Annotated in this window: 13 protein-coding genes; 6 read left to right on the forward strand and 7 right to left on the reverse strand. The window is 59.0% G+C overall.

The features are described from left to right. Positions 1-14 precede the first annotated feature (14 nt). Both BMZ40_RS17660 and BMZ40_RS17665 read right to left on the reverse strand, forming a co-directional pair. Complete coding sequence (locus BMZ40_RS17660; RefSeq protein WP_092379068.1) at positions 15-1,376, reverse strand: sigma-54-dependent transcriptional regulator; 1,362 nt, start codon at positions 1,374-1,376, stop codon at positions 15-17. Further along, entirely contained in the window at positions 1,373-3,757 is a 2,385-nt protein-coding gene (locus BMZ40_RS17665) for an ATP-binding protein (protein WP_092379071.1), read from the reverse strand. Before BMZ40_RS17665 ends, BMZ40_RS17660 begins: the two co-directional genes overlap by 4 nt. A gap of 148 nt (positions 3,758-3,905) precedes the next feature. Here BMZ40_RS17665 and rpsF point away from each other — a divergent pair, with 148 nt between their 5' ends. Genes rpsF through BMZ40_RS17690 form a run of 5 tightly spaced genes read left to right on the forward strand, consistent with a single transcriptional unit; the run spans position 3,906 to position 7,758 of the window. Next, complete coding sequence (gene rpsF, locus BMZ40_RS17670; RefSeq protein WP_177193261.1) at positions 3,906-4,220, forward strand: 30S ribosomal protein S6; 315 nt, start codon at positions 3,906-3,908, stop codon at positions 4,218-4,220. A 1-nt stretch (position 4,221) separates the two neighbouring features. Next, positions 4,222-4,485 (forward strand): 30S ribosomal protein S18, encoded by a 264-nt coding sequence (gene rpsR, locus BMZ40_RS17675; protein WP_015774011.1) that lies wholly within the window; start codon positions 4,222-4,224, stop codon positions 4,483-4,485. 11 nt (positions 4,486-4,496) lie between these two features. Continuing rightward, positions 4,497-5,006 (forward strand): 50S ribosomal protein L9, encoded by a 510-nt coding sequence (gene rplI / locus BMZ40_RS17680; protein ID WP_177193258.1) that lies wholly within the window; start codon positions 4,497-4,499, stop codon positions 5,004-5,006. Further along, positions 4,978-6,426 carry a replicative DNA helicase gene (gene dnaB / locus BMZ40_RS17685; RefSeq protein ID WP_092379077.1) on the forward strand — a complete coding sequence of 483 codons (1,449 nt, stop codon included), beginning with the start codon at positions 4,978-4,980 and terminating at the stop codon, positions 6,424-6,426. Before rplI ends, dnaB begins: the two co-directional genes overlap by 29 nt. A gap of 39 nt (positions 6,427-6,465) precedes the next feature. Beyond that, positions 6,466-7,758 carry a phenylacetate--CoA ligase family protein gene (locus BMZ40_RS17690; RefSeq protein ID WP_092379080.1) on the forward strand — a complete coding sequence of 431 codons (1,293 nt, stop codon included), beginning with the start codon at positions 6,466-6,468 and terminating at the stop codon, positions 7,756-7,758. A 75-nt stretch (positions 7,759-7,833) separates the two neighbouring features. Here the strand turns inward: BMZ40_RS17690 and BMZ40_RS17695 are convergent, their stop codons facing one another. After that, positions 7,834-9,351 (reverse strand): AAA family ATPase, encoded by a 1,518-nt coding sequence (locus BMZ40_RS17695; protein ID WP_092379083.1) that lies wholly within the window; start codon positions 9,349-9,351, stop codon positions 7,834-7,836. Positions 9,352-9,452: 101 nt separating this feature from the next. Here BMZ40_RS17695 and BMZ40_RS17700 point away from each other — a divergent pair, with 101 nt between their 5' ends. Next, positions 9,453-10,454, forward strand: coding sequence for a DMT family transporter (locus BMZ40_RS17700; protein WP_092379085.1), 1,002 nt, complete (start codon positions 9,453-9,455; stop codon positions 10,452-10,454). A gap of 49 nt (positions 10,455-10,503) precedes the next feature. Here the strand turns inward: BMZ40_RS17700 and BMZ40_RS17705 are convergent, their stop codons facing one another. The 4 genes from BMZ40_RS17705 to BMZ40_RS19830 all read right to left on the reverse strand — a co-directional run. After that, positions 10,504-11,295, reverse strand: a complete 792-nt coding sequence (locus tag BMZ40_RS17705) for an ATP-binding protein (protein WP_092379088.1) — start codon at positions 11,293-11,295, stop codon at positions 10,504-10,506. A gap of 150 nt (positions 11,296-11,445) precedes the next feature. After that, a complete protein-coding gene (locus BMZ40_RS17710; protein ID WP_177193260.1) occupies positions 11,446-12,582 on the reverse strand; it encodes an ATP-binding protein in 1,137 nt (378 codons plus the stop codon). Positions 12,583-12,624: 42 nt separating this feature from the next. Continuing rightward, entirely contained in the window at positions 12,625-13,338 is a 714-nt protein-coding gene (locus BMZ40_RS17715; protein ID WP_092379094.1) for an AlbA family DNA-binding domain-containing protein, read from the reverse strand. A gap of 96 nt (positions 13,339-13,434) precedes the next feature. Next, positions 13,435-13,620, reverse strand: a 186-nt coding sequence (locus BMZ40_RS19830) for a hypothetical protein (RefSeq protein ID WP_218143796.1), incomplete at its 5' end; no start/stop codon positions are given.

The raw sequence follows: 13,620 nt of genomic DNA on the forward strand, positions 1-13,620 counted from the left end.
GTGCATCCCGGCTTCTAGACGCCCAGCTTGCCGCGTCTGTATCTGAAGGTGTCCCTTGAAACCCCAAGCAGTCTGGCGGCCTGGGATTCGTTTCCTTCCGCCAAGGCCAGCGCCTGCTCGTAATACCCGCGTTCCAGATCATGCAGCAGGGACGGCAGATTCACTCCTTCCCGCGTGAGCGCGGCCCGGTTTTCAGCGACCGGCGCGCACTCCTTCGCAAGCCCGAGATCCCCGGCATCCAGATCCGGCCCGCAGGCCATGAGCGTGGCCCGCTCCATGATGTTGCGTAGTTCGCGCACGTTGCCCGTCCATGAATGGCCGAGCAGGGCGTTGCGGGCGTTCTGGGTGAGGTCGTTGAATTTCTTGCCGAATTTTTCCCCGTATTGATGCAGGAAGAGCCGCGCCAGCGGCAGGATGTCCTCCTTGCGGCGGGCCAGCGAGGGCACGCGGATGCGGACCACCGCCAGCCGGTAGAAGAGGTCCTGCCGGAACGTTCCGGTGCGGACCATGTCTTCGAGGTCACGGTTGGTCGCGGCCACGACCCGGGTGCGCACCGTGCGCTTGGCCGTGGAGCCCAGGGCGTAGAATTCGCCCTCCTGCAAAAAGCGCAGCAGCTTGGCCTGGGCGCTGCCCGGCAGCTCTCCGATCTCGTCCAAAAAGAGCGTGCCTCCGGCCGCTTCCTCAACGAGGCCCGTCTTGCCCCTTTTTCCGGCGCCGCTGAAGGCTCCCGGCGCGTAGCCGAAAAGTTCGCTCTCGATCAGTTCCGCCGGGATGGCCGCGCAGTTGACCGTTACCAGCGGGCCGCGAAAATTCGGGCTGCGGTAATGGATGGCGCTGGCGATGAGCTCCTTGCCCGTGCCCGTGTCGCCTTCGACGAGCACCGGCGTGTCCGGGCTGACCGCGACCTTGGCCACGGTCTGGACCACGTCGGTCAGGGCCTCGCTCTCGGCCACGAAAAAGGGAATCTGTTCCCTGAGGGCCTTGTCCTGCAGGAGACGGATCTCCTTGCCGAGGCGGATGGAACTCCCCGCCCGGTCCAGACAGAGCTTGAGGGCGTCCATGCGCAGCGGCTTCAGAAGATAGTCGAAAGCGCCGCGCTTCATGGCCGAAATGACCGTGTCCAGATCCTCGAAGGCCGTGATCATGATCACGGCGGCATGGGGCGCCTGCCCTCGAATGTGATCCAGCACCTCAAGGCCGCTTATGTCCGGCAGCCCTATGTCCAGGAGCACGAGGTCCGGGGCCAGGGCGGGCAGCGCTTCCAGGGCTTCCTTGCCGCTGGCCAGGGCGCTGACCGTGTAGTGGCGGCCGAGGGCCATGGACAGGCTGTCTCGGATGGATTCTTCGTCGTCGATGATGAGCAGGGAATAGTTCATTGGTGCTCCGGGGCCGGGAGGGGGAATTCGAGTTTGAATTCCGCTCCGCCCGAGGGGCTTTCGCCCACGTGGATGGTGCCGCTGTGGTCGGCGACGATGCGTTGCACGATGGACAGGCCGATGCCCGTGCCGTCGTTCGCGGTGGTGTAGAAGGGGTCGAAAATCCGTTCCCGGTCGGCCGGGGCTATGCCTGGCCCGTTGTCCGCGACGCAAAGGCTGAGCCGGTCCTGGTCGGACAGGATGCGCAGCGAGATGTTCTTGGCGCCCTCGTTGTGACGCACTGCCCGGGCCGCGTTGTCCACGATGTTGATGACCGCCTGCTCAAGCTGCATGCGGTCCCCGAGGATGGCCGGCGCGGCGGTAAAATCCGTGTCCACGCTGATCCCGGCCTTGCGCAGGGTCGGGAGCATGAGGCTCAGGCCCTCCTGTACCGGAATAGACAGGTCGAGCAGTTCGAGGCGGGGCGTACCGGGTTTGGAGAAATCCAGCACCCTGCGGATGACTGACTCCATCTTGCCGGCGGCCTTGCGGATCTTGGCGATGGTCTCGCGCAGGACCGAGGCGGGCTCCGTGACCGGAAGGTCGTCGCAGATCTCGTCCATGGCGTAGAGATATCCGTGGATGCCGGTCAGGGGGTTGCGGATCTCGTGGGCGATGCCGGCGGCCATGCGGCCCAGGGAATTGATCTTGTCGAGGAGCATGATCTGCCGGGCCATGCGCCGGGCTCCGGTGACGTCGGCCATGAACACGGCCACGCGCGTGACCTGTCCGAGATCGTCCAGGACGGGGTAGAAGCGCAGGTCCAGATCGCGCTCTTCCCCGTACTCGTTGATGGAGCGGACTTCTCCGGTGGCGAAGACCTTGTCCACGACTTGACGGAACCGTCCGGCGTGCGTTTCGGGCAGCAGGGCGTACAGGGACAAGCCGTAGAGGGACTCCCGGTTTCTGCCCAGGCGCGATGCCCCGGTTTCGTTGATGTCGAGGATGATTCCGGCCTGATCCATGAGCAGCAGGGTTTCTGTCGGGGCGTTGATGAGCGCCCGGGCCTTGGCCTCGCGGTCGCGGATATGGGCCTCGGCCAGGCGGCGCTGTTCGATCTCGAAGCGAAGATCGGTGGTGCGGCGATCCACCTCGATCTCCAGGCTGGCGCGCGCCTTGCGCAGATCGCCTTCGGCCCGGATGCGCTCGTGGACTTCGCGTTCGAGCTCGTCATTGGCCGTGCGCAGATGCTCGGTACGGGCGCGGACCGCCTCTTCGAGCTGCTCCTTGTGACGGCGCAGCACGGCCTGGGCCTCCTGACGGCGGCGGATGGAGCTCAGGAGCATGGCCAGGGCGGCCAGCAGCACGGCCACGCCCACGGTGGCGGTCCAGATGTAGCGCTTGTCGATCTGGTAGAAACGGGCGGGCTGGTTGAGCACGAGGCTGCCCGCAGGCAGGGCCTTCTCGCTGATTCCAAGGCGCTGCAACTGGATGTAGTCGAAGATGAAGCGCGAAGGGGTCTTCGTGTGCACGGGGATGTCGTCAGGGTCGGTTCCGCCGAGGACCTCCATGGCCAGCCGGGCCGCGCGCTCGCCCTCGGTGCGCCCCTGCACCATCTTTCCGCCCACGCAGCCCGTGCCCATCTCGAAATCCCAGAATCCGTAAATGGGCACTTTGGTGTGGGTGGAGAGGAAGAGATTCTTGCCGCGATAATCGACCAGCACCCCCTCCTCGTTGCGCATGACTCCGTGGATGAGGATGACCTGGCCGGGGCCCAGTTCCTTGAGCCGTTCGCGCAGTTCCAGCGCGTCGAGGTTGTTCCAGTAGGTGAAGCGGATGCCGGGAAATTGCCGTTCCAGGGCGTGCAGGGAGCGGTCCGTGAGCAGGTCGGTGATGGACTGGTCCGCGCCGATGACCACGAACTCCCGTGTGCCGGGGTGCAGGGAGAGGGCCGAGAGCATGGTTTCGGCAAAGGCCGGATTCTCGGCCAGGCCTGTGATGTCCTTCTGGCCGCGCAATTGCCCGGGCGTGAAATCGTTGACGCCGCAAAACACGACGGGCGCGCCGCGAAAGATGCTGTCCCGGTATTCGAGCACGAACTCCAGGGCGTCATTGTCGGTGGTGATGATCAGGTTGAAGGTGCTTTCGGCGAGCTTGTGCCGCAGGAGCGCGGCCTGCAGGGAGAGATAGGACGTGTCGGTGTTGCGCTTGGTGTCCAGATATTCAACCCAGAGCAGGGCTCCGGACAGCTCGGCGTGAAACGTTTCGCTGATGCCCATGTTGAGGGTGTCGGTCCAGGACAGGCCCGGATGATATGAGTGCAGGACGAGTACGCTTGGCGGTGCGGCCAGGAGCGGCAGGGGCGGCAGGAGCAGCAGGAGGAAAAGAATGATGCGCGTCATGGGCACGGTGTAAGCGCAATCCTTGCGACCTTCAAGTCTGAGAGCCGCTGTCCTTGACAGGCTGGGAGGATGGGAATAACCATCCTTGTTTCCTTGCTCCCCCGAATGGAATGGGGTGGGCTTTTACCCGTAAGGAGGATTTATAATGATGACCAGGTACGAGGAATTGATCCTGCTCAGCCCTGAGCTGGGTGTGGAAGAATGTCGCGAAATCGTGAACAACTTCAGCGCCATTGTCGAGCGCGAGGGCGGCACCGTCCTCAAGATTGACGACTGGGGCGTCAAGGATACGGCATATCCGGTGCGCAAGTTCAACCGTGGCCGGTACGTCCGCATGGAACTGAACATGCCCGGCAAGGCTGTCGCGGAATTGGAACGTAATGTCCGCATCACCGATGGCGTGTTCAAGTTCATCACCGTCAGACTCGCCGAGACTCCTGTTGCGGCAACCGAGGAGGCATAGCATGTCCTTTAAGAAGAAATTCGCACCCCGGAGAAAGTACTGCCGTTTCTGCGAGAATCCCGAGATTCTGCTTGATTACAAGCATCCCGAAGTCCTGAACGATTTCGTGACCGATCGCGGCAAGATCATTGCCAGCCGCATCACCGGCACCTGCGCCAAGCACCAGCGGGCTCTCACCCGCGAAGTGAAGCGCGCTCGCCAGATGGCTCTGATGTTCTACACGGCTACCCACAGCACCGACGTGCTCAAAAAATCTAGAGTCTAGGAGATTTGATCATGAAGGTCATTTTGAGAGCAGACGTGGATAATCTGGGCCGACTTGGCGACATCGTCGCGGTCCGTCCCGGTTATGGCAGAAATTATCTGTTGCCTCAGGGTCTTGCCTCCATGGCAACTCCCGGCAACCTGAAGGTCTTTGAACAGGAACGCCGCAAGCTGCAGGCCATGAACGACGCCGTCAAGGCCGAGGCTGCCGCTTTGGCCGCCAGGATCGAGGCCGCCAAGGTCGTGATCGAAGTGCGCGTTGGCGACGGCGACAAGCTTTACGGCTCCGTCACCACTCCCCAGATCGCCACGATCCTGGAAGAGCAGGGCGTGGAAGTGGATCGCCGCAAGATCCAGCTCGAAGACGGCATCCGCTCCCTAGGCGAATACGTCATCGACGTGAAGCTGCATCCTGAAGTTGTGGCCAAGCTGACCGTGAACGTGGTCAAGTTTGGTCGTCCTGAGCAGGTGAACGAACCCGAACCGCAGGCCGATGCAACCGAAGAAGCCACCGCGGAATAAGTTCGGGCAGCGCCTCGAAACTCGAATCCAACCAGAGGAGGCCTTGCAAAAGGCCTCTTCTGATTTGTTGCGCCGAGTCCCCCCGCATAACACCGAAGCCGAACAGGCGGTGCTGGGCGGGGTTTTTCTGCGTAACGACATTTTTCATACCCTGGTCGACACGATAAACGACGAGGATTTCTATTCTCCGGTGCACCGCACCATCTATCAGGCCTTCCAGGAACTCTACCGTCGCCGCGAACCCGTCGATCTGGTCACGGTAGCCGAATATCTGCAGACCAAGGGTCAGCTCGACGAGGTCGGCGGCACGGTCTATCTCGCCTCCCTGGCCGAGTCCGTGGCCTCGGCGTCCAATTCCGTCTTTCACGCCCAGATCGTGCGTGACAAGTCCGTGCGCCGCAGGCTCATCCAGACTTCCTCCGAGATCCTGACCAGCTGCTTCGAAGCTGGTGAGCAGACCGAATCCCTGCTGGATCAGGCCGAGCAGCAGATTTTCTCCATCGCCGAATCCAAGGGCAAGCCCGTCTTCATGAGCAGCAAGGACCTGGTCCAGCGGGTCTTCGAGCAGCTTGAGATGCGGGCCGGGCAGGGCGAGCTGGTCACGGGCGTGCCCACGGGCTACACCGATTTCGATCAGATGACCGCCGGACTGCAGAAGTCCGACCTGATCATTCTCGCGGCCCGTCCGTCCATGGGCAAGACCGCCCTGGCATTGAACATGGGCATGCGCGCGGCCATTCAGCACGATGTTCCCGTGGCGGTCTTTTCGCTTGAAATGTCCATGGACCAGCTCATGATGCGCCTTTTGGGCTGTCACGGACGGGTGGACCTGAGCCGTCTGCGCAGCGGCTACCTGAACGACGAGGACTGGAGCAGGCTCTATCAGGCCGCCGAGGATCTTTCCCGGGCGCCCATTTACATCGACGACACTCCGGCCCTCTCGACCATGGAAATACGGGCCCGCAGCAGGCGCCTCAAGGCCGAGAAGGGCGTCGGGCTCATCATCGTCGACTATCTGCAGCTCATGCGCTCCTCCCACAAGAGCGACTCCCGCGAGCAGGAAATTTCGGACATTTCGCGTAACCTCAAGGCCCTGGCCAAGGAGCTTGAGGTGCCGGTCATCGCCCTGTCGCAGCTCAACCGCAAGGTCGAGGAGCGTTCCGACAAACGGCCCATGATCTCGGATTTGCGCGAATCCGGAGCCATCGAGCAGGATGCCGACGTCATCGTCTTCATCTACCGCGACGCGGCCTACAACAAGGCCGAGGACAATCCGAACAAGAATATCGCCGAGATCATCATCGGCAAACAGCGTAACGGCCCTGTCGGGGCCATCCGTCTGGGCTATTTCGGTCAGTACACGGTTTTCGAGAATCTTACGGAAGTGGGGTTGCCGTCCGAGAACGGCGGCGTGTACTGATCAATCCCGCGTACCTTCAACTCAAGAGCGGACAAACCCATGAAAGCCTATTGCCCGGAAGAATTTTTTTCGCGCAGCGAATTGGACAAGGTTCAGAAAACGCGTCTTGCAACCACTCTCGAACGTGCCGCCAAATCCGAATTTTATGGCCACCGTTTCGCCGAAATGGGAATACGCCCCGAGGCGATCACTTGCGCCGCCGACATCACGCGGCTGCCCTTCACCACCAAGGATGACCTGCGCAGCGCCTATCCCGCGCGCATGCTGACCCGGCCCGTGACCGATATGGTCCGCCTGCACGCTTCCTCGGGCACCACGGGTTCGGCCACGGTCATCTACTACACCAGAAACGACATCGATTCCTGGGCCGATCTCATGGCCCGGTGCATGCACATGGTCGGAATCAGGGCCGAGGACACTTTTCAGAACATGTCCGGCTACGGCCTCTTCACCGGCGGCCTTGGCATCCATTACGGCGCGGAGCGTCTGGGCTGCCTGACCATCCCGGCCGGGGCGGGCAATTCCAAGCGCCAGCTCAAGCTTCTGGAGGATTTTCAGGTTTCCGTCGTTCATATCATCCCGTCCTATGCCCTGCACCTGGGCACGGTCAAAGACGAGCTTGGCTACACTCCCGATCGCCTGAACCTGCGCGTGGCCCTCATCGGCGCGGAGCCGCACACTGCGGCCATCCGTGAGCGCATCGAGGAAGTCTACGGGATCAAGGCCTACAATTCCTACGGGCTGTCCGAGATGAACGGGCCGGGCGTGGCTTTCGAGTGCCTTGAGCAGAACGGCATGCACATATGGGAAGACGCCTACCTGGCCGAAATCGTCGATCCGGAAACGGGCGAGCAGTTGCCGGACGGCGAAGTCGGCGAGCTGGTCATCACCACCCTTTGTCGCGAGGGCATGCCGCTCATCCGCTATCGCACCAAGGACCTGACCCGCTTCATTCCCGGCGACTGCGCCTGCGGTCGCAAGCATCGCCGCCTGGACCGCATCATGGGCCGCGCCGACGACATGATCATCCTGAAGGGGGTCAACATCTACCCCATGCAGGTTGAGCAGGTGCTGATGAGCATTCCGGAGGTCGGACAGAATTATCTGATCGTGCTGGAGCGGGACGGCTATCTGGACCAGATGCGCGTCAAGGTGGAGGTCAAGGAAGAGTATTTCGTGGAAGACATGCGCGAACTGAAGAGCCTGCAAAGTCGCATCAGTTCCAGGCTGCGCGACGAGATCCTCATTACCGCGCGCATCGATCTGGTGGAGCAGAATTCCTTGCCCAAGTCGGAAGGCAAGGCGCAGCGGGTGCTGGACCTGCGCGAATAAAGAGCTGTCTCCAACTGATTTCAGATCAGACGTTCGGGACGACCCTGGCCGCAAAAGGCCGGAGTCGTCCTTTTTTCATTCGTATTGCGTGACCGCGCAGGACAGCCCTTTTTTCTCGGCGCGGGTGCAATGCGCCAGGGCATCGTCGCGGGACCGTTCGAGGGCGAACTGGATCTCGATGCCGCTGACCAGTTCGCGTTCGAAAATGTTCAGCTGCTCTGGCAGTCCAAGGCTCATGCTTGCGCGGTCGATCTGCTGCTGATCCGTGAGCGGACCCACCGTGGCCACAAAGGGCCTGAAGACCACCGGCGTATCGGACAGGCTGTTTTGGGACGCGAATTTTCCGGCCTGCTCGAAACTTTCGAAGCGGCCCACGAACAGAGTGAATGGGGCTTCGCCGCTCTGGTCCTGGTTCCAGAACAGGGGTTGTTTCTGGTCCATGAAGCGCGGCAGGTGCAGCAAGAGGGATTCCATGGTTGGATAGGCGCCGAGTTGGAGCGAATAGGGGCCGTCGGTGGTACGCTTGCGGAAGACGGTTTTGGCCACGCTCTGCCAGTGCACGGGGCCGGATGCGGTGTGGATGTCTTGCTGGCGGACTGGAGCGCTTGGCGCGGGTTCGACATTCGTTTCCCGTGGCGTTCCGGTGAAGTCATGAAAAAGATCTCCCAGGCGCGCCTCCGGCATGAGCCAGGAAAAAAAGAATAGAAATGTTCCGATGATTGCCGCCATGCTCAGGGCCAGGACCACGCCTGCCATCCAGGAGTTGCCGGAGGCCATGTTCTGGGTAGGCATGGCTTCGTCCGGCACCTGTGCCTGAGCTTCGGGGCAGTTGCTTTTAAAGTTCAGCGCTTCTTCCGCGTCGCATGATTGATCCGAATGCAAGGCCTTCAAGGCGAGCGTCATGGTCAGCATGCGCAGGATGCCGATCACTCCGGCCGCGCGTTTGGCCACCGCTTCGGGATTGCCGATGAGGTCTGTCGCCAGTCCGGCTCCGTCGAGGAGAAAGCGGATGTAGGCCAGGGACTGTTCGCGGGTCAGCTTGGGAAGAGTCCAGATGGCTCCAAGCATGTTGTAGATGGGCCTGTTTTCGGGCCGGGCCAGCCGGTGCACGATCTCGCCGTTTCCGACCAGGACAACCTGAAGCACTGTTGTAAGGTGCTTTGTCAGGCTGAAAAGACCTCCAAGAAAGGCGAAATCCGCATCCGTGAGCAGATGGGCATTGTCGACAAACAGAATGACGTGCTTCTTCTCGCGAAGCAGTTGGGTCAAAGCCGCTTTATTTTCTTTCTCAGGAGACAAATTTTCATTTATAGTTTGAGAAAGTGTCAGTCCTGATGATGCGGTGATGCTTAATGTATGGGCGCTTTGGGCAGACTTGAGACGGTTCAGAAAAAAAGTCTTGCCTGATTTTGGAAATCCGATCACACAGCTCAGCAGACGATGGTTTTGTATGTCACTCAAGACAGATTGAAAAATGTCTTCAAGCTGCGGAGTACTGAAGTGCTGTGCAGTTTCGGACATGTTTTCAAAAGGTGAGTCGTGCATGGAATGTCTGCTTTTCGAAAAGTTATCGGGGTAGCGCCTGATACTCATGATTATTTATGAGCCTTCGCTTAATACGTAGGTGCAGCCTTAATTCTATGCAAGCTTTTTTTTAAAATATACTGCTATTATGCATGGTTTGGTGGATCACGATGGCATTTTTTCCAGCTCTTCCCTTTATCTCTCTGTTTGTCGGCATGCTGCTTTGGGGCAGCTCCTTTGTGGCATTCAAGTACGCCGTGATGTTTTTCGACCCCATTGTCGTCGTCTTCATGCGCATGGCCCTTTCGGGTTTTCTGTTTCTGCTCGTGCTGCCGCGCTGGCGTCCCCGTAATCTGCGCAGGGAGGATCTGGGGTTCATGGTTTTCATGGCCCTGTGCGAACCGTGTTTCTATTTCGTGTTCGAGGGCCAGGCTCTGACCCTGACCTCGGCTTCCCAGGCAGGCATGGTCGCGGCCACGCTGCCGATTCTGGTGGCGGTCTGCGCGGGCTTTTTTCTTGGCGAGCAACTGACCTCGCGCTCATGGACCGGACTTGTCCTGGCCCTGGCCGGGGTGGTCTGGGTCAGCATCTCGGGTGTTGCAACGGAAACGGCTCCACGTCCGCTATTGGGCAATTTTCTTGAGCTGCTCGCCATGTTTTGCGCGGCGGGGTACACCGTGAGCATGAAAAAGCTCTGCGCCCGCTATTCCCCATGGTTCCTGACCGCCGTGCAGTCCATGGTGGGCACGGTTTTCTTTTTTCCGCTGCTTTTTCTGCCATCGACAGCGTTGCCGGTGGCTTTTCCCGTCGGCCCAAGTCTGGCCGTGCTCTACCTGTGCGTGTTCATAAGCATAGGCGCGTACGGTTTCTACAATTACGGGATCAGCAAGCTTCCGGCCTGGCAGGCCACGGCTTTTGTCAACCTCATCCCGGTCTTTTCCATGCTCCTGGGCTGGCTTTGCCTCGATGAGCGGCTCAATTTTTCGCAACTTGCGGGAGTGGGAGTGGTTTTTGCCGGCGTGCTGCTGTGTCAGCAGTGGCCGGAGACTGAAAACAGAAACACCCTCGTCCGCGATCTGTCGGAAGAGGGTGCTCTGGTTGAATCCGTGACGGTCTCCCTCGACGGGACGTCTCTTGAAAGTGTCCTTGTCCCGGTGCGCGGCAAGGACTGATTGAACGGGCGCCCGGTTCAAGGGGTGCGTCGTGAACCGGCGGTTGAGTCTAGAGCCGGGTCAGTCCTGCAGGAGCCGCCACGGCGGGAGTAAACGCTTCTTCGGTGGTCTTGCCGTCCCGGCCCACGATGGCCCGCACGCAAGGGATGTTTTTGCCGCTTCCGGCCAGAGCCTGGGCGACGATGCGCGAAAGTCCGGAGCAGCAGGGCACTTCCATCTCCAGGATGGTCACGGACTTGATCCTGTTCTGGGCAAAGACCTGCGTCAATCTCTCCACGTATTCCCCGGCGTTGTCGAATTTCGGGCAACCGAGCATGATGGTCCTGCCCGCCAGGAACCGAGCGTGGAAGTCCGGGGCCGCCACAGGGCAGCAGTCGCCCGCGATCAAAAGATCCGCGTCCTGCAGGAAGGGCGCGTGAGGCGGAATCAGTCGAATCTGAACCGGCCAGTGGGCCAGGGCGGAACCGACCTGCCCGGCGGGCACGTTGGCCTGCTCGCAGGGGCTCATTTGCATCATGCCGGCCGAAGGGCATCCCCCGTGACCGGGAGCGCGGGTCGAGACCTGGGCCGAGGGGCATCCCGAGTGATGGCCCGATCCGCCCATCTTGCGCACATGTTCCATGGCGGCGTCCTCGTCGAATTCTTCGGCTTCGCGTTCGATGATATGCAGCGCGTCCTCGGGGCAGTGCCCGATGCAGGCCCCAAGCCCATCACAAAACATATCCCTTACAATCTTGGCCTTGCCGTCGATGATGGCCAAAGCGCCCTCGGCGCATCCAGTCACGCACTGACCGCAGCCCGTGCATTTTTCTTCGTCTATTTCGATGATTTTTCTTTTCATGTGTTCCTCCGCTGTTTGTTGCGTGAGTCCTGTCTATGGGCTTTGAGATATGGTCGCTTTGAGCCATGTCAAAAATGAAGAGATTTGGGGGGGGGAGGATCAGTGGCTCGTGCTATTGATCTTTAAACGATGCGCGCATGGTTTGGGACATCAATTTTCCCCATTTGCCGCAGTATATGCCTGATCGGTCCGGTTTGGTTTGTCAGGGTAACGTAGCCGCAGGAGTCCATGTTCAACCATGGGATTCAAAAAACGCTGGCGCAAACCTTCGGAATTGCGGGCTACAAGCGTGGCGATTTCATTGCGTGAGAGCCATCTTCCCCGGCAGAGATCCAATACGATTTTTTCCATATCCTTCGGGGAGATACGTTGACGCTCTCTGGCCGGAGCAGCCAAGGTCAGAAGTTCTTCGTTATGCAGGGAGTTCTGGACCTTGGATAAGGAATGGTCGCCTTTATATAGGGAGTCAACGTCGTTATGTAGGGAGTTAACGTCGCTATGTAGGGAGTCAACGTCGTTATGTAGGGAGTGACTTTTCTTCGCGGAAAGACCGGTTGAAACTGGAAGGCGATAACGGCTCCAGCGACCGTGACCTTCTTGAAGTAATGCCGCTCTTGCAACCAGGGATTGTAGCAGCCTCGTCATATCGGCGGGATGTCCATCTGTGATCTGTCGCATGCGGGCATTGTCCACGCTCCCCTCTAGATCCGCTGTTACAAGAGCTTGTACTTCAAGTTTGTCGAATTTTAGAAACCTTGCTCCGAACAGCGCGTTCAGACGCTCCAACGACACTTCCGGGATCATGCTGACCATCGGCAGCATCCACAAAACACGATCAGGCTGAACCTGTTCACTGACTTTGGGGGAGCGCCAATGCTGGGATTCCCAACCACGGCGGATCTTGTCGACACCTGAACCCGCCTTTTCCGCGCCGCCGATCATCATGAACATAAGCTGCAAGGATTTATTCCTGCATTCGCTGACATTTCCTCGTAGCAATTGATCGATGGAAATGAGTAGGGTGCCGGGATTGGAAAACTCGAATCTGTCGCGGTACCGTTCAACGATGATGCCTCCCTGACCTTGGTGGTCGGCATGAATCAGGGCGTTGGCCAGAGCTTCGCGAATGGCCTCATGGACAACTGTCTCTCCTTTTCGAAAAAGATCTGTATCGAGTTGAAATTGAAGTTTGAGGTCGACTGACAGTCGTTGGATGACACGCAAATAGAATTGAAAAAGGTTACCTGCCCACGTACCGTCTAAAGTCAGCCTGTCAGTCCAGCGCACTTGGGGATCGTCTGAAAGCTTTTCCCGAAAATCCACATGGTATTAAGGAAGAACTTCGCGGATTGTCTCCTCCCGGCCGAACATCAACAAACCGGCCACTGTGAGTCCTTCGCTTCCGTCATGACGATTGCGACGCCAACCTCCGAGCTTCAGCAGCAGTCCCTGGTCATCTTCGCCAAGCCAAGGATGAGTCGGTTTATGCGACGCGAACCGTTGCCGGTATTGCTGCACACTTGTTTGATCAAGGTCTGCCAGAGAAAAATGTTTCAGTATCCTGCTGTCGGCTGGATCTTCGGCCCGGTCCGACAACATGCGGCTGACTTCCTGTTCCGAACAGTGATAATCGCCTTCACAATTGCGACGATAGGTACCTGTAAGGGGGTTTCTTTCTAGGAAAACAGGCCTCTGATACCGGTTGGCTTGCGGCACTTTGATGACGAGAATGGTTCCGGAAGGATGGACAACCTCTTGGACATCCTGGCTGGCCAGCAGGTTAATGCTCACTTTTCCGCGATTGTTGATGGTGTCCCAGAACGATTTTTTGATGTTCTTCAGGTTGCTGACGCCACTGATGTGGCCGTCGTCTTCCACGCCCAACAAGATCACGCCGCCGTGGGTGTTTGCCATGGCGCTGTATGTTTCCCAGAGGCTTTTTGGCACACCTCCACGCGCGGACTTGAATTCCAAGTCATCCTTTTCGAGCCAGTCCAGTTTTTCAAGAATATTGATTGGATTGATGGCTTCCGTAGCGTTCATGCGGTCTCCTCAGTTATGGCTTGGAATCAGTGAACATCGATTTTGCCATGTACGACAGTGGACAAAAATATCAGATCGCTCAACTCAAATCACCGACTATGCACCGCAGCCGCGAAGCACTCCAAATTTCTCAAAGATAAAAGACTTGGAGAAATAGTAGATTATATCATTTGAGTTTCTTATTTTGTTTGTAACCTTCCCGTAAAACAGGGCCATTGAAAAATAGAGATTTCTGGTAAAGATTGCCTCACGGAGGGCAAGATGAAGAAATCTCGATTTTCG

The sequence above is a fragment of the Desulfomicrobium apsheronum genome (genome assembly GCF_900114115.1).
GTDB classification, from domain to species: Bacteria; Desulfobacterota; Desulfovibrionia; order Desulfovibrionales; family Desulfomicrobiaceae; genus Desulfomicrobium; species Desulfomicrobium apsheronum.